The 20929-nt window shown below is 68.6% G+C and carries 15 protein-coding genes and 1 pseudogene; 2 read left to right on the plus strand and 14 right to left on the minus strand.

The genetic code is table 11. The features are described 5' to 3' along the window. Window positions 1–39 precede the first annotated feature (39 nt). A complete protein-coding gene (locus tag K2224_RS15620; protein ID WP_221907120.1) occupies window positions 40–348 on the minus strand; it encodes a hypothetical protein in 309 nt (102 codons plus the stop codon). Window positions 349–1114: 766 nt separating this feature from the next. Continuing rightward, window positions 1115–1270: a hypothetical protein gene (locus K2224_RS15625; RefSeq protein ID WP_221907121.1), complete on the minus strand. Its 156-nt coding sequence runs from the start codon at window positions 1268–1270 to the stop codon at window positions 1115–1117. A 656-nt stretch (window positions 1271–1926) separates the two neighbouring features. Here K2224_RS15625 and K2224_RS15630 point away from each other — a divergent pair. Beyond that, window positions 1927–2991: an NAD-dependent epimerase/dehydratase family protein gene (locus K2224_RS15630; RefSeq protein WP_221907122.1), complete on the plus strand. Its 1065-nt coding sequence runs from the start codon at window positions 1927–1929 to the stop codon at window positions 2989–2991. 72 nt (window positions 2992–3063) lie between these two features. Here K2224_RS15630 and K2224_RS15635 read toward each other — a convergent pair whose 3' ends face one another. Together K2224_RS15635 and K2224_RS15640 are read right to left on the minus strand one after the other, a co-directional pair. Beyond that, window positions 3064–3321, minus strand: coding sequence for an acyl carrier protein (locus K2224_RS15635; RefSeq protein ID WP_260692666.1), 258 nt, complete (start codon window positions 3319–3321; stop codon window positions 3064–3066). Continuing rightward, complete coding sequence (locus tag K2224_RS15640; RefSeq protein WP_260692667.1) at window positions 3318–3533, minus strand: 2-oxo acid dehydrogenase subunit E2; 216 nt, start codon at window positions 3531–3533, stop codon at window positions 3318–3320. The genes K2224_RS15635 and K2224_RS15640 overlap by 4 nt, the downstream gene beginning before the upstream one ends. 1414 nt (window positions 3534–4947) lie before the next feature. Between K2224_RS15640 and K2224_RS15645 the strand changes: the two genes are divergently transcribed. Beyond that, on the plus strand, window positions 4948–5844 hold the full coding sequence (locus K2224_RS15645) for a replication-relaxation family protein (protein ID WP_221907123.1): 897 nt from the start codon (window positions 4948–4950) through the stop codon (window positions 5842–5844). Between the two features lie 691 nt (window positions 5845–6535). On the opposite strand, the gene K2224_RS15650 is transcribed toward K2224_RS15645, so the two are convergent. The 10 genes and pseudogenes from K2224_RS15650 to K2224_RS15690 form a co-directional block, all read right to left on the minus strand. Beyond that, window positions 6536–6730, minus strand: coding sequence for a hypothetical protein (locus tag K2224_RS15650; RefSeq protein WP_221907124.1), 195 nt, complete (start codon window positions 6728–6730; stop codon window positions 6536–6538). A 319-nt stretch (window positions 6731–7049) separates the two neighbouring features. Next, window positions 7050–7976, minus strand: a complete 927-nt coding sequence (locus tag K2224_RS15655; RefSeq protein ID WP_221907125.1) for a recombinase family protein — start codon at window positions 7974–7976, stop codon at window positions 7050–7052. A 509-nt stretch (window positions 7977–8485) separates the two neighbouring features. After that, on the minus strand, window positions 8486–9457 hold the full coding sequence (locus tag K2224_RS15660) for a spirocyclase AveC family protein (RefSeq protein ID WP_221907126.1): 972 nt from the start codon (window positions 9455–9457) through the stop codon (window positions 8486–8488). Continuing rightward, window positions 9454–10176, minus strand: a complete 723-nt coding sequence (locus K2224_RS15665) for an oxygenase MpaB family protein (protein WP_221907127.1) — start codon at window positions 10174–10176, stop codon at window positions 9454–9456. The genes K2224_RS15660 and K2224_RS15665 overlap by 4 nt, the downstream gene beginning before the upstream one ends. 388 nt (window positions 10177–10564) lie before the next feature. After that, on the minus strand, window positions 10565–10846 hold the full coding sequence (locus K2224_RS41630) for an acyl carrier protein (RefSeq protein ID WP_399020055.1): 282 nt from the start codon (window positions 10844–10846) through the stop codon (window positions 10565–10567). A gap of 235 nt (window positions 10847–11081) precedes the next feature. Then, window positions 11082–16718 (minus strand): annotated as a pseudogene (locus K2224_RS15670) (acyltransferase domain-containing protein); the annotation flags it as partial. 113 nt (window positions 16719–16831) lie between these two features. Then, on the minus strand, window positions 16832–17062 hold the full coding sequence (locus K2224_RS15675) for a DUF5988 family protein (protein WP_221907129.1): 231 nt from the start codon (window positions 17060–17062) through the stop codon (window positions 16832–16834). Window positions 17063–18237: 1175 nt separating this feature from the next. Next, entirely contained in the window at window positions 18238–19608 is a 1371-nt protein-coding gene (locus K2224_RS15680; protein ID WP_221907130.1) for an ABC transporter ATP-binding protein, read from the minus strand. A gap of 48 nt (window positions 19609–19656) precedes the next feature. Next, window positions 19657–20352 carry an energy-coupling factor transporter transmembrane component T gene (locus tag K2224_RS15685; protein WP_221907131.1) on the minus strand — a complete coding sequence of 232 codons (696 nt, stop codon included), beginning with the start codon at window positions 20350–20352 and terminating at the stop codon, window positions 19657–19659. Then, window positions 20345–20923 (minus strand): MptD family putative ECF transporter S component, encoded by a 579-nt coding sequence (locus K2224_RS15690; protein ID WP_221907132.1) that lies wholly within the window; start codon window positions 20921–20923, stop codon window positions 20345–20347. The genes K2224_RS15685 and K2224_RS15690 overlap by 8 nt, the downstream gene beginning before the upstream one ends. Window positions 20924–20929: the final 6 nt, after the last annotated feature.

The raw sequence follows: 20929 nt of genomic DNA on the forward strand, positions 1-20929 counted from the left end.
GAAGACCGGCGCCCCCGTTACGGACCGGTTGATCCAGACTCAGGGCACTGTCACGACGACCACTTCTGAACCAGTGCCGCCAGAAACACTGCTACCGGTCAGGCAGGCCGCGGTCTGGTTTGCCAGCCGGAGAGGCAGAAGATTGATGGTGGCACCCGAGTAGTGCCCATTGATGATGGTGCCCTCGGCATGTCCGGCGATGTGGCCTTCCACGCGTTCGGCAGTGAACGTGTTCACGTTGAACGCACTGGTGGTGCCGTCCGACCACGTGAGCGTGCCATGGTGGTTCGCCTCGGTGACGGTGCCCAGGCACTGAGTCACAAAGGTGCCGTCGACCTGAGAGGACATCAGTAGCCTAGTAGGGTCATCGGCACAGGGCACAGGCGGCACAAATGTCGTATCGCTGTGCACAGTGACCGTCTGCGCGCTCTGGGTGATGGGCGGACTGTAGCTGGAGCTAGCAGTTCCCAGGCCGGCAAGGATGTGAGTCGGCATATGTGATGCCCCTTTGCTTGTCGTCACTTGTCACGGAACGCCTGCCCTGTCCTGTCCAAGCTGGGCGGGACGGCGAGAAGACACCTCCACACCAAGCGAGTCCTGCCCCTGGCTCCTTCGGGTCTTCCTCACAGGAGGGGCGGAACTCGTCCGCATACATACCGAATCCCCACCGTCCCCTCCGGGGCACACGTGCGACGAAGGGGCGCACGAAGCAGACTTGGGGCGTACGTCATCGAGGTATCACCGAGGTGAGCCCAAAAGCCGCCAGTAGTTGATCCTGAGCCTTGGTCTGACCAGGCCGGCGCAATCAACCCGGGACATGACACGTCACCCGGGCAGTCACCTCACGTGCCGTACTCCAGCAACAGCCCCTCCAGCGCGTATACGCGGTCTTCCCTGCTCTGTCGTGGCACGCTCAGGGCCATGGTCTACCGCTACCAGCACAAGGCTGTCCCGATCACCGTCGGGCAGCTCCGCCTCCTCTGAGGACGGGAACCGGCCCTGGACGCTGCCCCGCGTAGCCGTCCGGCCGGTGTAGTCGAGGCCGGCTCGCCCGATGAGCTGCGCGGTGCGGGCACCGTCACGCGGATCGTGAGCGTCAGGTCCATGCGGCTGTTCATGTCCAGTTCGGCTGGCCCAGCGCGGCGTAGTGCACGTCTCGGTCGTCCTCGAAGTCGGCGGGCAGGTCGTCCTCCGGGTTGCGCCACCGGTTCACCCCCACCACCCAGACCTCCTGGCGGCGCACCGCGTCCCGCAGCGCCACCAGCCGCACAGCTCATACGGGACGCGCTCGATACGGCCCTTGTCGTCCACCGCCGCCGCCACAACGCTCCATGTCCGTTCGCCGTAGCCATACGAGAACAGGGCCTTGAAGACGGCGAGTCCGGCGCGCGCAGCCGGCTCCGGTCATCCGTGCGGCCGGCTTCAGAGACTCACACTGCTGAGGGTCCGTCATGGGCCCGGGTTTTCGCGCAATGCAAGTCTCAGAAGGGGGTGTAACCCGCTTTCCTGGAGTCTCAAGATCATCCCGCTGCCCCTTTCCGGCTTACCTTGACTGGGCCCCCTTAGCGTTCAATCCCGGAGCGATACCGGCGGGACCCCGTCGCCGTGAGTGAGATGCCGACCCGGTGCGGGAGTTGTTGTACCCATCCACCGCGTACGTCGTGGTCAAGTCAGCTATACGGAGGGTGAGGCGACACGCATCGAGGCAAGGTGCACCCCGCCGATGTCTGCTGTCCGGTGTGCGGCTGCCGGAACGGAATTCGTTGATCAGTTGCGGTGGTGCCTCGGCGTGGACATGCGGCCTGCACGGGCGTCGTGCGATCGTGCGGTGCCTCCGCTGTCGGCTTACGGTGGAGGCAGAGGCAGTCGAGCATTTCCACGTCGGCACCGGAAGGCAGGGCCGACGCCGGAAGGCGGGCGAGATCCATGGCATCTCCTGGCAGGCGGGTGGTGGTCGTCGGGGCCACCGGCAATGTCGGCACCAGCATCGTCCAGGCGTTCGGCGCGGATCCACGGGTCGACTCGATCCTGGGGCTGGCCCGACGGCTCCCGAAGTGGTCCCCCGCGAAGACCCGGTGGGCAAGCGCGGACATCGGCGACGAGAGCACCGACCTCACCGAACACTTCGCCGGCGCCGACGCCGTCATCCACCTGGCGTGGCTGTTCCAGCCCACGCACCACCCGGCGACGACGTGGCGCACGAACGTGCACGGCAGCAGCAGGATCTTCGACGCCGCGGCCGCAGCCGGCGTTCCCGCCCTGATCTACGCGTCCTTCGTCGGAGCCTACTCACCCGGTCCGAAGGACCGGATCGTGGACGAGTCCTGGCCCACTCACGGCTGGCCGGAGTCGGCGCTGTGCCGGGAGAAGGCATACGTCGAGCGCGTCCTGGACGCCTTCGAGCTCCAACACCCCGAGATCCGGGTGGTGCGGCTGCGGCCTGGCTTCATACTCAAGCGCGAAGCCGCAGGAGAGCAGCACCGCCTCTTCCGCGGCCCGCTCGTCCCCAAGCGCCTGACCCACCCGGAGCGCATGCCCGCGCTCCCCGCCGTCCCCGGCATGCGGTACCAGGCCCTACACACCCACGACGCGGCCGAGGCATTCCGGCAAGCCACCGTGCGCACCGTGCACGGTGCGTTCAACCTGGCGGCCGAACCGGTCGTGGACGCGCCCATGCTGGCCGAGATGTTCGGCGCACGGACCTTCCCGCTGCCTGGCTGGCCGGCCCGGGCGGCGGTCTCCGCCGCTTGGCGCACGCATCTGCTGCGCACTCCGCCGTCCCTGTTCGACGCCGTCCTGCACTTCCCGATCATGGACACGTCGCGGGCACAGCGGGAACTGGACTGGACACCTCGATACACCGTCCAGGAGGCACTGCAGGAGTGGCTGGCCGGTCTCCACGAGAACGCGAGCATGCCCACCCCGCCACTGGCCTCGTCAACCGAACGCGCCAGTAGGGGCAGAGTCGAGGTCGGCGCTTGGAAAACCTGAGAAAGCAGCCTTACTGAGGCGCGCGGGCGAGCCGGCCGCACTGACACGTGCGGCCGTGCCTCGTTGCGCGTCTCACTGCGTGTCTGATCGCGCGTGGGCGATGAGGAAGTCGGCGCTGCCGGACAGCGTGGTGAGCTGGGGGGTGTCCTCGTCGTCGATGCGGATGCCGGTGCGTTCGCTGAGGGTCTCGACGTAGTGCAGGAACTCCAGTGAGTCCATGTCGAGGGCGTCGCGGAACGTGTCGTGGGGGCCGAGCGTGGTGACGTCGGCGTCGGGGATGACGTGGGCGATCGATGCCTTGACGATGCCCAGTGCTTCGGTACGGTTCACAGCTCCTCCGGCTTCTGCAACAGGCGGTCGACCGCTGTCAGGTAGCGCGCTCCGACGGCGCCGTCGGTCGCGCGGTGGTCTGCGGACAGGGTGGCGGTGACGACCGGCCGTACGCCCAGCAGGCCGTCGACGGCGCAGGGCCGGTCGATGAGCCGTCCGAAGCCGACCAGGGCGACTTGTGGCGGGTAGATGACGCCGAAGACGGTTTCCACGCCCTGGTCGCCCGGAGCCTCAGAAGGACGCCTGACGGCACAACAGCACCCCAGGGGCGAGAGAACCAAGGCGATTCCCCCAAAGCCTCGCACGGGCGCACACGACACAAACCGCACCATCAAGGCCTGCAAAGCAACCAGGCGGGCCAACTCCCAGGCACAGCGCCCAGCGACCCACCTCAACCCGACACACGAACCGGCACCCACCCACCCCACACAACCACCAACACAAAACCAAAGGAGAGGGCAGGAAGGAGGGTTGTCAGCGCGTCAAACCTACTTACCAACCCTCCCTGGCCAGGGAGTTCCTCCGAAAAGCACTCTCCGTGAGGGGTCCTTCAAGGAGTCCCGCAAGGGGTCTCGTAAGGGGCCCTCACGGAGTCTTTTACGGGGGCCTACCTACGGAATCAGGCGCACGGCCACGCGAGTGTGTTGCCAGCCAAACCGAAACCGTCGGACACCACGTCGGCAGACACCTCAGGATCGCACAAGCCAAGGGCGGAGTAACCCGCAGGGCGCGGGTGAATGCCGCAAGATGATGCCCGAACAGGGCGGCCCACCCTACGAACCGACCAATTTTTACAATCGCGAGAACAGTAGGATACGGCCGGAAGGCAAGCCGAAGGTGTTCCTTGGAGCAGTTCCAAAGGTTGGCGAAAACCGACCTTCAACGCGGACGACGGCGAAGCCCCCGAAGGCGTGGACATGTCCGGCGCTCAGCCGGTCGACTTCGGCGCAAGTTCGCGGCGGCCACCCAACCAGCACTGGCCCGACAACGCGATTCATGTCAACGAGACAATGGCGTCCTGTGGTTCCTGGAATACAACGGGGTGGACGGCGCCGACCGGTCGCGGAACAACCTGCGCAGCTGCACGGCCTGGCGGTTCCTGCTGTTCGGCACAGAGGTCATGGTCGCGGACCAGTGCGGTGGGCACAACCGGGGCCGTCCCCGCCTACGACCAGGCCGGCCCCACGGATCCGCGCGGAGGACCGACCGACACCACAGCGACGTCAGGAGTGGTACCGCGTGTCGCGGCCGAACTGGCCGAGATGCATGGAGAGTTGCAGTCGCTGACTCTGTGGAGCCAGGCGGTCCGGTAGCCCGGAAAGAGCTCGACGGTGAACCCAATCAACCTCGCCATGCGTAACTGCCCACACCCGATGCGCTGCTCACGTTTCCCTGCTGGCACCGGGAAGTCTCTGCTCCTCGTGAGCTTGCCTGATTCCTCCCGGGAGGTGGGGGCCACCCCACGCTGTCGGCAAGTGCTGGTAAGTGCTGGTGTGATCGTTCCGTAATGGGGGCGGGGCGTAGTGGTAAGCGTGGTGGTAAGAAAGCTCGGTGAGCTGAAGGCGAGGGTTCCCAGCCCTCCTCGCGGCCCCTCCGCTACGAGCCCTTCGGCGCCCGGGAGCTTTGATGCCCACCCCCTCCTCCACGGTTTCATCCCGTCGCGCAGCGCCGGTGCGGGAGCAGGCACTGGCTGCGCTGTTCGTGCACCGTGCCGCGGAGACGGAGCAGTTGCGTCGCCTGCTGGCGCCTCCGCCTGAACTAAGGTACCTGCGGCGTTGCCTCCGTGATCTTCGACGGCTCGGTCTCGTCCAGAGTGCCACCCGGGCTCACTGCCCCAGCGTCTGGTCACTTACCGATCAGGGCGCCCGGAACGTCGCGAGCTGGCCCGAGTTCGCGGGGCGGCGCCTTCGTCGGCATACGACGATGGGGGCACGCAGTGCCCACACTCTGGCCGTGACGCGGACGGCGCTGGCGTTCATCGAAGACGCGCGGCGGCGGGGCGACGAGGTCACGGCCTCGGACTGGTTCCCGGAAGTGGCACATCCGATCCGCGACGGTGCCGGCGACGGAGACCGCACGCTGATCGCTGATGCCCTGCTGCGCTACACCCGAACCGCGCCCACGCGGGCGATGCTGCGTGCCTTCGTCGAGGTGGACCGGGCTACCGAGTCGTCCGAGCGTCTGGCGTCGAAGGTGATCACCTACGCGCGGTTCTACGATCACGTCCCGGTCGCCGGTCGGCGCAGCGCGGCGAATCTGTCGGGGATGCGTGCCTGGCAGCGGACGTACCCCGTCTTCCCCCGACTTCTGTTCGTCCTGACCGGAGCCGGCCGGCAGGCGCTTCTCCATCGGGTCGCGGATCTGCGAGCGATGGTGCGTGAGCATCCGTCGACGACGCGGTTCGCCGAGGACGTACCTGTTGGTGCCGCGGTCCTGGAGGAGTTGGAGGAGCTTGGGGCAGCGGCTCCGGTGTGGTGGCCGCTGGACGGCCCTGCGGGCCGGCGCAGCTGGATGGAACTATGACCTGCCTCCGGGCCGACCGGCGTGAAGCGCAGTAGGCGACGAAGCCGTCGGTGTTGAAGTTGTAGGTCAGATCGCGGCCTGAGGCTGATTCCTTTGGAGTCGACACCCTGACAATTGGATCTTGATGGTCCAGGAGGGGCTTCTATATCCCTATGGTCCAAGTCACATGGACAGGACCAACGGAAACGCCACTCCAGGGGTGACCACCTAAAAGACCCCGGGCGCGCTGCAACGCTCCCACGGTCTACGGAAGCCAGGAGTTGAACCCTCCCAGTGCGCGTTCATCGTACGCCCCACGCCCGGGACTTCCTGATAGTCCCCAACTCCGCCGCCCGACACAGAGGTCTGTCTTTCACAGGCCGGGGCATCATTGTTCGCCTCCTCTCCCTACCCGACGGCGCCCGTGAAGACATTTGTAGCCTCACGGACCGCAATCCTGGCCTTGGGCGGCGCTGCGTCTCCAGGCCGTCCAGCAGCTGGCGGACGCCGGGTACTACTTCCGACGCACTATTCGCGACCCGGAAACGGGGCGGATCTGGACGGAAACGTTCGTCTACGATTCCCCGCAGGATTCGCCGCTTCCCGTCTCTCCGGGAACCGGGGCTCCCGTCGCCGGGAGCGCGGGAACGCTCCCTTCAGGAGTAAAGGAGCCTGTCTCTAAGAATCAGGGCAGGAGTCTCATGAGTTCCGCCTAGCTCTTGTCTCCGCCGCTGGGCTGCGGAGCGGGGTCGCGGGGTGCCTCCGCGGGCATCGGCCCGCCGTCGTGCTTCCCGCCGTCCGCCTCAGCAACGACCGTCAGGTCCGCCGGGTGCCGGAACGGGATGCCGCGCCAGCCTTCGGCATCGGGCGTGCGCGTCCCGTACGTTTCGACCGCTACAGCGCTCATCTCTCAACCTCCTCTTCCGTGAGGGGCCGTGCCGCCGTACCGTCGTAGGCACGGCCCGAAGGTCCGCAGGGTTCCTGCGGTTGGGTCACCCGCCCCGGCGCTCACCTGTCCAGGGTTCCGCCGCCGGGGCGGGAGCCTTGTGTCAGTGGTCTTGGTTGTGACTGCGGATATCTCGGGCGGCACCGCAGGTTGCCCGCCAGTCCTTCCACTTGATCGCTTCACTACGCTTCTCATCCGAGGCAGCGCACCGTTTACAGCCAGGCGTCGCATGGCCTTCGGCCTCGGGGACCAGCGGTACAGCGGTTATCGATGAGAACGATCATGGTCCGGTCGGCGCGAAGGCGGTGACGCGGGTCTCGTACTCGCGTCGGGCCTTGCGCTGGGCCGGGACCGCCGGGACGCCCTGGCCGCCGTCGAGCGGCTGGCAATGGGCGAGGAGCTTGTGGTGCACGGCGGGGACAGCCGTGACGCGCAGGGTGTAGCCCTGGCCGCGCCGTACAGTCATTCCCTGGTCGAGCGCGGCCCGCTCGGCGGGCTCCACTTCGGTAGCGCGGAGGAAATCGGCGACCTTGCCCGGCATATCGAGAGTGACCGGCAGCTCCGGGGCGGGGGCGTCCTCCGCAGCGGCGATGCGGTCGGGCAGACGGTCGGCGACGGCCGTACGGATGGCGCCGCGGCTGACCTCGTGGTCGCGGGCGAGGGCGGCGATGGAGCGGCCCTCCAGGTAGGCGGTGCGGACGGTGTCGGTCTTCGCGGCCGGGACGGCGGGGCGGCGCCCACCCTTCGCGCCCTTGGCCTCGGCGGCGCGCAGTCCGTCGTAGGTCAGCTCGCGCTGGAGGTCGCGTTGGAGTTCGCCGGCGGCGGCGAGGGTCTGCACCATGAACTTCACGGTGGACAGCAGCTCGCCGGTGCGAGGGTGGCGGGCGGTGAGGTCCATGGCGGAGAACGCGCCGTCGTGGATGCGCAGGGCCACCTGGTCGCGGTGGAGAACGTCGAGCACGTCGAGGATGTGCCCGGTGCCGCGTACGAGGCGGAACATCTCGGAGATGTGCACGGTGTCCCCGGGCCGCGCGTATTCGAGGAGCGCGCGGAACTTCGGCCACTGGAAGGGATGGAGGCGGCTGGAAGTGCCGCCGTCCTCCTCGAAGACGACCGGTTCCTCGATGCCGGCCTCGTCCAGGACGAGGTTCTGCCGGGCGGTCGACTGCTGGTCGGTCGAGACCCGCTTGTAGACCAGGTTCGCCACCGTGGGGCCCCTTCCGTACGGAGGATCGGACCCTATCTGTCGTCAAACCCTGTCAGCAATCACCATCGGATCTGATTGGATTCGCGCCGCCTCGAACCCCCGGATTGCACGGGTTCATTGGACGCCCCGGCCGCCTGTCGTCAAACGATCGTTTACCGACAGAGAGGCTGGCCGTTCCCACCCAGGCGAGGTTGGCGGCGGCGAAGAGGAAGCCGTCCGCCTCCACCGCGGACAGTCGCACCGTCAGTCGGTGCGGTCGGATGCACCCCGTGGCCGGAGAAGGCGGAGGCGTGGGGCAGCGGCTCGTCAGCGTCAGGGTTGCCGATGCTGGCACCGCGAGTCTGCAGGTGCAGGTGGGCTGATGGGTCCCCCAGGTGCCGTCTGACTTGCGTGATGAGGCCGTGGGTGCGAAATCCGGCTGAACCCACGGCCTCGTTGGCTCGAGTGGGGCTTGGGCGGGCCCAGGAGAGGGCTGGCTCCTGAGCGACGCCCGGTTGGGGAATTTCAAGTCATCGGTAGAGCATGTAGCTGGGGTAGTGCGGGATGGGGTCTCCGAACTGTATGAAGAGGACGTGGAGGGCCATGTAGATGGCGAAGGTGCCCTGCAGAAATCCGGTTACGGCCAGCCACCTGAGCAGGGATTTCAGCCGTGGTGAAGCCGAGTCGGGGATTCCCCGTTCTACAGGGGACAGCCCGTCCTTACCGACGTAGTAGTACAGCAGCCCTGCGGGCAGCCACCACAGATCGCCTATCAGGACGAGGTAGAGGGGCACTTGGAACGGTTCGCCGCCCCACAGTGACAGGGCGTGGATGGCGCTCGGGTAGGCGGTGATCTGAAACCGGATCGCCGTGCCTTCGATCGCGAGCTCGATCAGTCCGGCGGTGAGTACGGCGAAGAGGATGAGGCTGAAGGTGCTTGTCTGTGGCCGATAGCGTTTCAGCCAGCGCATGATCCCACGGATCATGAATGCCAGGACCGGAGTTGCTGCGGAGTACCCGATGATCAGGGCGAGTGGGAACGGCTGGCCGTTCGCCGGGTTCTGCCAGCCGGGTATCTCGTTGCCCCAGGACCTCACGTGGAAGGTGTAGGAGTTGTTGAAGTAGCCCGGGCGGAGGTAGTTGAAGACCGGGTCCATCCAGAACGGTGTCGGTGCCGCGAGGAAGAGAATGGCCGGGAAGGAAAGCCTGCCTGCTCGCCTTGATGTCTGTACGGCGAGTCTGAGGCTGTAGACCAGCACGATGACATAGAGCGACTCGTAGGTGCGGATCGCGACCTTGACATGGGCCGGTTCGGGGTCGGGGCCGGTACCGAACTGGTGAGGTCCTCCGGCGGCGAGCCACCGCGCGATGGTCCAGGCGGCCAGTGCGAGGCCGAAGACGGCGAGCGCCACAAACCAGTAGGCCGGTTTGTGCCTGCGCGGTGGCCGGGGCTCTGCTGTGGTGCTGCCGGGAGTCGTGTCGCGGCCGGTGCGGTGGTTCATCGTTTCTCCTCGGCCGGGTGGGGGCCGAGTTGTTCGATGGTCCAGCCCAGGGGGTAGCTGCGTGGCTGGTGGCGGTAGGGGCGGTTGTCGGGCCTGGCCGGGAGCAGGCGGACGAGTTGTCCGCGGGCGCGTACGGCCCGGCGCACTGCTCGAACGAACCAGTCGGGCGGGTCGGGGAGACCGACCAGGCGGCGGACCGGGGGATCCACGAGAGCGATGATGACGGGCCGGAGCACTGGCCGCAGGAACCGGGGGAACCAGGACTGGACAATGCTGATGAGGGTGTCGGCCATTGTGCGGTTCGTCTCGGCGCAGTGGGACCGTGTTTTGAGCTGGTGTTCCAGCAGGTCGATGAATCCCTGGTAGTCGTCGGGGATGTGCTTGACTCCCATGAGCTGTCCGAGGCGCCGGTCGGTTTCGACCATGGCCTGGATCTCGATGTCGGTGAGTTTGCGCCAGCCGTACTGGTTGATCCAGCGGATCGGTGCGGTGGTCCAGGAAGCCAGGACGAAGAGGTAGTCGTCGTTGCTGATGTCGTAGCGGCCGTGGATCTTGTTGAGGGCGCGTATCGTCTGCCGGCCGTGGGGTGAGTCGAGGCCGGTGCGTTTGGCTTCGTACTCGAACAGGACGGTGTCGTCGACGCGTTTGTCACCGGCGTTGGCGAACTGCCCGGTGTGGACCAGGAGGCCGCTGACCGAGGGCATGGTCATGTCGGTCATTCCCGCGATCTTGAAGGCGAGGTGGTAGTCCCAAGGGAACTCGTAGCGGGTGACCAGGGTGAAGATCTCGGCGCAGTCTTTGACTGGGTCGAGTGTTTGGATGTGGCGAAGTCGGCAGTAGCGTGCCATCGGACATCACTCCATGGCTGCTCGGTTCGGCGTGGCTGCGCGGGCGCTGGCGGTGTGGCGAGCAGGGTTTCCCGGTCGTGGGCTGGCCGGAGTGTGCCGGCAGGATCGTCGCCGGGTCGGCTTTGGGGGAGCGCGGCGGTGAGAGGGGTGTGGTCGGCCGGGGCGGCCTTTTCGGTGGCAGTTGCTGCCCGAGAGGGTTCCGTCCGATCTCGTTGTCCTGGAGATCTGGATGCTGGATTCCCGCTGTCCCTGCCGCCTGTCATGTGAGGTCTTCCAGGAGGTGTGTGAGGTGGTCGGCGAGGGCCGTGATCGTGGGGTGTTGCCAGATGGCTTTGGTGGGGATCTGCAGGCCGGTGGCCCGGTTGAGGTGGGCGCGCAGTTCCACCGCCATGAGGGAGTCCAGGCCCAGGTCGGTCAGGGGTGTATCCGGGTCGATGGCGGTGGTGTTGCGGCGCAGTACGGCTGCGGTGCGTTCGGTGAGGAACGCGGTGAGCAGAGCGTGCTGGTCGTGTGGGTCGGCGGTGGAGAGGTCGGTGCGCAGCGTTTGCGCGACGGTTGGTGGGGGGGGTGCCCGTGGCGGGGCGCAGGGCGGTGAAGAAGGGGATGTGGTGGAGGCGCTCGCCGATGAACTGGCGTGCGTCTTGGATGGGCAGGTAGGCGGTGTGGGGGCGGTCGTGGCGCAGGATCGCGCGGCATGCGGCCAGCCCTTCTGTCGGGCGGATCATGGTGAAGCCTTGGCCGGCGAGGGCGGCTCCGCGTCCGTGGTCGGCCCAGGCGCCCCACTGGATGCTGTGCGCGGGCAGTCCCCGCAGCTTGCGGTGGGTGGTGAGTGCGTCGAGCCAGCCGTTGGCGGCGGCGTAGGCGCCCTGGCCGGGGTTGCCGGCGGTGCTGGCGGCGGAGGAGAAGGCGAGCCACCAGTCCAGGGGGTGGTCTTCGCTGGCGGCCGACAGGTGCCAGGCGCCGACGGCCTTCGCCTGCCAGACCTCGGTGAGGAGGTCGTCGCTGATCGCGGTCACGGTCGCGTCGATTACCCGGGCGGCGGCGTGTGCGATGCCCCGCAGTGACCGTCCTGTGCCGGTGGCGGCGGCGATGAGCCGGTCGGCGGTGGCCGGGTCGGCGATGTCGCCGAGTTCTACCGCGATGTCGGCCCCCGCGGTGCGCAGCCGCTTGATCGCGGCCAGGGCCTGCGGGCCCGGGGCGGAGCGTGCGTTGAGCACGATCCGGACGGGTCCGTGCCGGGTGAGGTCCTCGGCGAGCAGTAGGCCGAGCCCGCCGAGCCCGCCGGTGATGATGTAGGCACCGTCCGGCCGGACGAGGGGGATCTGCCCGGGTGGCAGCACGGCTGGTGCCGCGCCATGGTCGGGCACATCGATGATGATTTTGCCGTGGTGATCGGCGGAGGCCATGGTGCGCAGGGCGGTGGCGGTGTTCTTCAGGGGGTAGACGGTGTGCGGGATGGGTCCGATGTCGCCGTGCGCGAGGGCCGAGCCGACTTCACGGGTGAGCTGTGCGGCCAGCTGGGGCAGCTGATCGGCAATGAGGGTGAGATCGACACTGGCGAAGGTGATGTTGTGCTGGAACGGTGCCAGGCCGAGCCGGTGGTTGGCGTGGATGTCGCGCTTGCCGAGTTCGACAAATCGGCCACCGGGGCGCAGCAAGCCGAGGCTGGCCGTCAGGGCCGGCCCGGTGAGCGAGTTCAGTACGATGTCGATGCCCGAGCGCAGACTGTCGGCGAAGGCGAGGCTGCGGGAGTCGTGGACACTGCTGATGCCCAGCGCGTGCAGTTGCCGCCGTTTTCCGGGAGTGCCGGCCGTTGCGTGGATGATCGCGCCTGTTGCGCGGGCCAGGTTCACGGCTGCGGTGCCGACGCCGCCGATGGCCGAATGGATGAGAACATGCTCGCCCGATCGCACGCGCGCCACATGGTGAAGTGCGTACCACGCCGTCAGGTGGACGGCGGGGATGGTGGCGGCCTCGGTGTACGACATCCCGTCGGGGAGCTTGAATACGGTGCCTGCCGATACGGTCACGAATGAGGCCAGGGAGCCGGGGGCGAAGGCCGCGACCCGGTCTCCCACCACCAGGTGGGTCACGTTCGCACCGGCCGCGACCACCTGACCTGAGCAGTCCAGGCCGAGGGGGAGGTCGCCGTCCTGGCCGGGCAGCCTGCCCAGTGCGTTGAGGACGTCGTTGAAGTGCAGGCTGGCGGCGTGCACGCGGATCTCGACCTCGTCGGCCCCAGGCGTCCGCCGCGGCCAGGTGCACAGTTCCAGGGAGTCCAGGTCACCGCGGTTTCGGGGCACGAGCCGGTAACCGTCGTGTCCATGGCGGACCGTGGTGGGCCGCCGTTCGCTGTCCTGGAATGGTCTGGGGCGCAGCCGGGCGACGTAGCGGACGCCGTCACGCCAGGCGACCTCGTCCTCCGGGCTGTCGGCCAGCAGCTCCCGGGCCAGAGCCTCGACGCCGTTGGAATCAGCGGGTAGGTCGAGATGGGTGCACCGCAGGTGCGGCAGCTCCCCTCCCACCACACGGCACAGGCCCCGCAACGGTGCCTGCTCGAGCGTCATCGACGTGGTGTTGGGCACGGGCTGTGTGCTGCGTGTGACGACATACAGCCGGGCCGAGCCGGCGCTGTCCATCGCCCGGACCAGGTCGACCAGGCGCCGCGCCCGCTGGCGTGCCCGTTCGAGGCCACCGGCATCCTCGGTGCGGCCAGGCGGCGGACACAGCATCACCACGCCCTGGCAGTCGCCTACGGACAGGAAGCGGTCGGCTGCGGTCATCACTCCTGAGGGAAGGGGGACGGTGGCGGTCTCCACGCATGCTCCGCTCCTGCGCAGTGCCGCGGCGAGCCCTTGGGGCACTGGGTCCTGGCTTGCGCCCTGGGCGTCGTCCTCGTCCAGGATGAGCCAGGCGCCTGTCGCCTGCCGGGCTGCGCCGGGCGGTGGGGCCGGATCCCATTCGCATGCGAGCAGCCGCTGCCGGTCGTAGCCGTCGGCGGTGTCCTCGGCGAGGGAGCCGAGGCGAACGCCGTGCATCTCGGCGACGACGACACCGTCGTCGGCCAGCAGTGTCAGGTCGGCCCGCGCCGAGGTGTCGTCCGCCTGGTGCACCTCGGCCAGGCACCAGGCCACGGTGCAGCTGGTGTTGTGGACTTGCATCCGTTGGACTCCCAGCGGCAGCTGGGTCCTCGACGTGGCCAGGACATCCGGATGTGAGCACAGGGTCTGCAGTGCGGCGTCGAGTACTACGGGGTGCAGCCGGTAGCGGCCCGCCTCACTGCGCAGCACGCGCGGCAGTTCGATCCTGCCGAGGACCCGAGACGCCTCGGTGGCGGGCGGATAGGTCTCGATGAGACCGACGAAGCCGGGGCCGTGCTCGACGACCTTGCTACGCGCGTTGGCGAATACGGGGTCGCTGGATATTGCGGGCTGCTGCCCGGTCAGCAGTGCATCGAGGTCGAGGGGTTCGGGGGCGGTGGTCGGCGTGCTGGTCAGGATCGCCGTGGCCGTCAGCCCTTCCTTGCCCTTGGCACGGATCTCCAGGCGTGCAGCCCGGTCCCCGGCGGGGACGGCCTGGGTGGTGATCACGGTGCGGGCGTCGAGGGTCAGCAGCCCGCGAAAGGCCACGTCCCGCAGCTCGCAGGGGGCGTGTTCGCCGTACAGGTCGGCGCCCGCGGCCAGAGCGATCTCGATGTAGCCTGCCGCGGGCATGGCCGGGGCCCCGTAGACGCGGTGGTCGGCCAGCCACGGGTATGCCTCGGTGCCGGCGTCGGTCTGCCACAAGTGGCGTTCCTCCGCCTCCCCTGGCACGTCCATATGCGTGCCCAGCAGCGGCCGGCCGGCCTGAGGTTCGGCCGTGTCCTGGCGCTGCAGTTCTGCGGGGAGCCACAGCGGGCGTCTGGCCCAGACCGGCAGGGGAACCTCGGCCAGCTGCCCCTGCCGATGCTGGGGCCAGCTCATGTGGACACCCGCGCAGTACGCCTGCGCCACCCTGTCCAGCAGCCCGGCCGACTCGTCGTGACTGCGGGTCAGGGTGGGCAGCACGGCCACCTCACGGCCCGCATGCGCGGCGTTCTCCGTCATCAGCGACGTCAGCAGCGGATGCGGGGACACCTCGATGAACGTCCGGTAGCCGTCGGCCAGGACGGCAGCTACCGCTTCGGCTAGACGGACCGGCTGCCGCAGGTTGTCCGCCCAGTAGTCGGCGTCGAAGCACGAGGTACCGCGGGGGTCGTCCAGCACCGTGGAGTAGAAAGCCACCTCGGGCGCCCTGGGAGCAAGACCGGCCAATTCGGCACGCAGCGGGTCGAGAATCATGTCGACCTGCGGGCTGTGCGACGCAACATCGACCGCGATGAGGCCCGCCGTGAGGTCCCGCTGCTGCCAGCGGGCCACCAGCGCCTGGATCTGGTCAACGTCGCCGGAGATGACCGTTGCCGACGGGGAGGGGACGACCGCGATGTCGACCGAGAGACCCCTCAGCTCCTCCGCCACCCGCGGCGCGGGCAGCATGACCTGGGCCATCGTCCCCTTGCCTCGCAGCCGCTTCGTCAGCCGCGAGCGGCGGCAGATCACCACCGCGCCGTCGGTGAGCGACAGGCCACCGGCCACGACCGCGGCCGCGACCTCACCCATGGACTGCCCGATGATCGCGCCGGGCTCCACCCCGTGGGACCGCCACGCCGCGGCCAGCGCCACCTGCATGGCGAACAATGCCGGTTGCACCCGGGCGAAGCCGGTGACGACCTCGTCGGCCAGCAAAACTGCCCGCACCGAGAAGCCTGACTCCGCCTGGATGACCGGCTCCAGCTCGTCGACCACCGCGGCGAAGGCCGGCTCCGACGCGAGCATCGCCCGGCCCATGCCCGCCCACTGAGAGCCCTGCCCCGAGAACACCCAGACCGGGCCCAGGCGCTGGTGCCGGGCGGTGCCGCTGGACACGCTCTCGTTCGTCCGGCCCGCGGCCAGCCCCCTCAGCCCGTCGACCAGCTGCCCGCGGGTAGCGGCCCGCACGGTCGCACGCGCCGACCGGTGCTCTCGGCAGCGGGCGAGCGTATGCCCGACATCCCTGAGGAACGTGCGGTCGGTCTCCAGCCAGTCGGCGATCCGCTCAGCCGTCGCGGCCAGCGCCTGCGCGGACCCCGCCGATACCGGAAACAGCGCCGCACTGGAAGGCTCCGTGCTCGACCCGACTTCCCGCTGGGGGGCCTGCATCACCAGAGCATGCGCGTTGGTACCCGACATCCCGTATGAGGAGACCGCAGCCACCCTCGGCCCCTCCACCGCCGGCCAGTCCAGTGCCGTCACCGGGACAAAGAACCGCCCGCTGCCGCCGCCGATCTCGGGATTCCACCCGCTGAAGTGCAGATTCGCCGGAATCCGGCCATGGTGAACGGCGAGGATCGACTTGATCAGCCCAGCAACGCCGGCCGCCGTCTCACAGTGCCCGAAGTTGGTCTTCACCGACCCCAGCGCGCAAGGCACACCGCCGGTGCCGTAGGAGGCACACAGCGCCGCGTATTCGATCGGATCGCCCACCGGCGTGCCCGGACCGTGCGTCTCGATCAGCGCCACCTGCGCCGGATCCACGCCGGCTGCCTGCAGCACCTGCAACTGCACATCCCGCTGAGCCTCGGCCGAGGGGCTCAGCATCGTGTCAGACGAGCGGCCGTTGTGGTTGGTGGCCGTGCCCTGGAGCACCGCCAGCACGCGATCCCCGTCGCGCACGGCATCATCCAGGCGCTTCAGCAACACCATCCCCGCGCCTTCGCCGCGCACGAAGCCACTGGCCCCGTCGCTGAACGCGCGGCACCGGCCATGCGGTGACAGCACCCCCAGCGTGCTGAAGATGACGGTGTTCTTGGCCTCGAGGGACAACATGACACCGCCGGCGAGCGCGTAATCCACCTCCCCCGACCGCAGTGCCTGTGCGGCTAGGTGCACCGCCACCAGTGACGACGAACAGGCCGTATCGAGAGTGATCGCCGGGCCCCGCAGATCGAGCAGGTACGCGATCCGCCCCGATGCGGTGAATCGGCTCACCCCCACCACGCCATGCGCCGCCGACGGATGGCGCATCGCCCGGTCGAAATCGACCATATTGGCGTAGTCCTCGTATGCGCAGCCGACGACGACCGCGGTCCGCGAGCCGTGCATGCCGTGCGGCCGGTACCCGGCGTGTTCGAATGCCTCACACGCCACCTCCAGCAGCAAGCGGTACTGAGGATCGATCAATTCGGCTTCCCGATCGCTCAGCCCGAAGAACTCCGGCTCGAACCCCGACACGTCGTCGAGGAAGGCGCCCCAGCGGGAGGGAGTCATTCCCGGCACGCCGGGCTCCGGATCGTAGATGGCCCCGACATCCCAGCGCCCTTTGGGCACCTCGGTCACCAGATCCCGCTCATCAAGCAGCGCCTACCACATCTCAGCCGGAGAGCCGATCCCTCCGGGAAAGCGGCATCCGATACCGACCACGGCCACCGGATGAGTCTGCGAAGCACTGCACACCGGCACATTCCCCCTGTTCACTCCGCGATGGCGGTACCGTGCGTCCACCGGAACACCGCCATCGGCCGCCCCTCAACCACAACGGATTCCCCCGTGGACTCGTAGTGCTCATGCCGCCCGTAGTAGGCCACCACGACCCACAACTCGTCAGCAGTACCGTCCGGCAGCCTGTACAGATACGGAACCCCCTCCGGGCCACCCTGCAACACCACCAGCCGCCCCGCCCCCGTCACGACCTCGTTCCCCATCTGCCCACCTCCGCCTGGCACTCCCGCACTGACGCTCCGGCGCCGACGTCTGGATACCCACGAACCAGAACCCATGCCTCTGTGCCCATTGACGAGGACACAGCCACTTTCAACAAGGGAGCGTTCACAGGCACTCGACAGCGCACCGCGCACAGCACCGAACGGCACAGGCCCTAGTAGTGCGCCGCCCCGACGGCTGCCCGCCGCCGCGTACGCAGGCAGCACCGGCGCGCCTTGCCCAGGCGCCGCTCACTGACCGGCCGTAGGCCGCCTCACGAACGGGGCTCTCACCCGGCCGAGGCCCCGGCAGACGCTGGACGCTGGGCCCCGAACCCGGCGATGCGAACGTGCCCGCGCAAGCGGCGCCGCTCACCGAGGGGATCACGGCGGTCGGCCGGGTCGTACAGGCCGGCGATGGGGCCGGACAGGAACTCCAGGGCGATGCCGTTCTTGCGCAGATCCTCGACGGTGACGAGCAGGTCGGTGCCGCGGCCCAGGCGGCGGGGCCCGCGCAGAGGGCGCGGGCGAGGGCGGCGGCGCTGACGAAGGTGCGGGGCCAGGTCAACGAGGAGATCCTGGCGGGCGTCCGGGACCGGATGACGCCCGGGGAGCGGCGCCGGCTGCTGGGGCTGCCGGATGTGCTCGGGCTAGATGGCAAGACGCTGTTCAATGCGCTCAAGCAGCCCCGCCTCCACCAGCTTCTCCAGCGCGATGTTGATCAGGTCCGCCGGGTTGTTCTTCGCCGCCGCCAGGCCGCATCGCCTCCTCGGCGAGCTTGCGCGCCGCCGGGCCGTCGTAACGCACCCCACACCGCTCTCGCACCCACGACCGGTACCGCTCCGCCGTACGGCCCCCTGTCCGGCGCCGAGCGCACCTACACCCGCGAACGCACCCTCGAAGGACAGGAATCCGCACGCCGACGCGGCCGCACGGGCGGACGTCCCCCTTCACTGGACGCCGACCAGATCGAGTACGCCCTCGCCCTGCGCGCGAGGGTGCGGTACAGGGTGGGCAAGCTGGGGTGCCGTCCTTTGCGCTTGCCCCAGGTGATGACAATTTTCCGCCTTCGCCGCCGCCTCGCCCAGCCGCGCCCGCAGGAGGGACACCAGCGCGCGGCGCGCGCCGCGGCTTGGCCCTCGGGCGTGCGGCTGCCCTCGTGTCTGGGGAGTCCGCGTTCAGGGGGAATCCTCGGGAGCGGACAAGGACACGAGGTTCTTCGCGCACTCGTCGGCGAGTTCGTGGTCGTGGGTGATCAGAACCACGGCCGCGCCCGTGCCGGCGAGGTTCGTCAGTACCTCCGAGACGGATCGCATGGCGCGGTAGTCGAGGCCGGCGGAGGGCTCGTCGAACACGTACACCTCGCGGCCCTCGACGAGCGCCGATGCGACGGCCAACCGCTGCTGCTGGCCGCCGGAGAGCGACAGCGGATGCCGGTCGGCGAGATGGCCGATGTCCAGCCGTCGCAGGGCGTCGTCGACGGCGGATGACGACACTCCCGGGCGCCCCAGTGCCAGTTCTTCGCGGACCGACGGGCCGAACAGCTGCCGGTTGACGTCCTGCATGGCCAGGAAGACGCGGCGGGTCCGCTCCCGGCGCGTCAACGGCACGCCGTCGAGTGCCACGTGCGCCGACGACTTCTCAAGGCCGGAAAGGATGCGCGCGGTGTGCGTCTTGCCGACGCCGTTCCGTCCGATGAGCGCGGTTACCGTCGCACGGGGGAAGCTCAGTCCGCCGAAGCGCGGGTGGTGGCAGACCAGACCCGGTTGGTTGTCGACCGCCTGGTGGCTCAGCTCGGCCTCCGGGGGGTGCAGGCTGCGCAGGCCCAGTTCGCGGCGCGTCTGTTCGGGTATGCCCCAGAAGTCCTTGGGCCGGTAGGTCTCCGCGATCCGGCCGCCGTCCATCCGCACCACGCGGTCGACCAGGCCACGCAGGTAGTGCAGCCGGTGTTCGGCGATGACGAGGGTCGCGCCGGTATCACGGAGCCGCGCGAGGGATGCTCGCAGTTCCTCCACCGCGCTGTCGTCCAGATTGGAGGTCGGCTCGTCGAGGAGGTAGATCCGCGGCTGGTCGCAGACCGCCGAGGCCAGCGCCACGCGTTGTTTCTCTCCGCCGGAGAGCTCGAACATGCTGCGGCGGGCGAGGCGGGAGACGCCCATCCGGTCGGCGACCCGCGCCACGCGGGCGCGGATACCCTCCGGGTCCGCACCCGCGTTCTCGCTGCCGAAGGCCATCTCGGACAGCGGGTCGGTGCAGAAGAACTGGGTCCTGGGGTTCTGGAACACGGTCGACACCGCGCGTCCCGTCTCGTGCAGCGGCTGGTAACGGGGATCGCTCCCGAACACCGCGACGCCGCCCGACACTTCGGCCTCGTAGACATGTGGGATGAGACCGTTCAGCAGCCGGATCACGGTCGACTTGCCGCATCCGCTGCCGCCGGTGAGCAGAACGCACTCCCCCTCTGACACCTCGAACGAGACGTCACGCAACGCCGGTTCGCCGCCCGTCGGGTACCGCACGGTGACGTTGTCGAGTGCGATCGCCTTCATGCCAGCCATTACTCCGTCACTCCGATACTCCGTCACTCCGTTACTCCGTTACTCCGTCAGTTTCCAGAACGTCGCGAGGGCGGCCAGGGCCAGCACGGTGAGCGCCAGGGCCGCGTCCCGGATACCGAATCCCAGTCGGGCGGTCGTCGTCGGCCGGACCGGGGCGCCGAGTCCGCGGCACATCGCCGAGGCGGCCAGGTCCTCGCCGGAACGTACCGCTGCCGCCAGCAGCGGAACCAACACATACTCCACGGTCCGCAGGGGGTGACGGACCGCGGCCGCGGGGCCGAACAGACCGCGCAGCCGCATCGCGTCGGTGATCGCCACGGCGTCCTCGCGCACGGTCGCGGTGAACCGCAGCATGACCGCGAGCGGGGTGATCACGAAGCGGGGTACGCGCATACGGTTCAGTCCGCCGGACAGCTCGCTCGGAGTCGTCGAGCGGACGAAGTAGTACCCGTACCCCGCCGTTATGACGTACGGGACCGTGTACAGCAGCGCTGTCATGATCACCGCGCCACCCGGCACATGCGGCAGCACCCACCGGCTCAGCGCCATGACGGCGGCCCATGCCCCGGTGAACCACGCGGCGCCACGTACCGCCCGCTCCGATGCCAGCAGCACGGCCAGCACCAGCAGGGCCGGGACCTGGATGAAGCGGGTGCCCGACGACAGCAGGAGCAGGTCGACGACGATGACGGCGATCAGTCGGGTCCGGACGTCGAACCAGCCCCGGCTATGCAAGACCGGCCTTCACGAAGTGCTTTGCCAGCATCTTGCGTCCGAGCAGCCCGCCGAGCAGACCCGCGACGAGGTAACTCGCCACCATCGCGAGGACCACGCCCGGTGTCATCAGGCCGGCGTAGGTATCGGCGTAGGCGTTGCCCATCTGCGCGCGTACCTGGGCGATCGTGTCCTCGCGCAGGAAGAGCAGCGGAAGGATGGCACCTGCCGACCACAGGCTGAAGAACGCATAGCCGAGCACGTCGGAGACCCCGGGTGACGCGCGCTTGGCGGCGATCACGATCTCCGCGGCGACACCGGCGACGAGGGCGGTCGCCATCGTGATCACGTGGTGGCCGAGCAGCAGCGTGAGAAGGCCGAGCAACAGCGCCATCAGCGCGACCATACCGGTCGAGCGCACTCGGGCCCGGAACAGCATGAAGACGATGCCGCAGATCACGATGGTGGCGAAGGAGGTAAGGGGCTGTAGCAGGGGGGTGAGCGAAGCGAGCATGTTGATGGCGAAATAGAGGACGAGATACACGGCGCTGAAGACGCCGAGCGATACCAGGTCTCTGGCCTTGAAATTCACGGTTGT

This window comes from Streptomyces sp. BHT-5-2 (genome assembly GCF_019774615.1).
GTDB lineage: Bacteria > Actinomycetota > Actinomycetes > Streptomycetales > Streptomycetaceae > Streptomyces.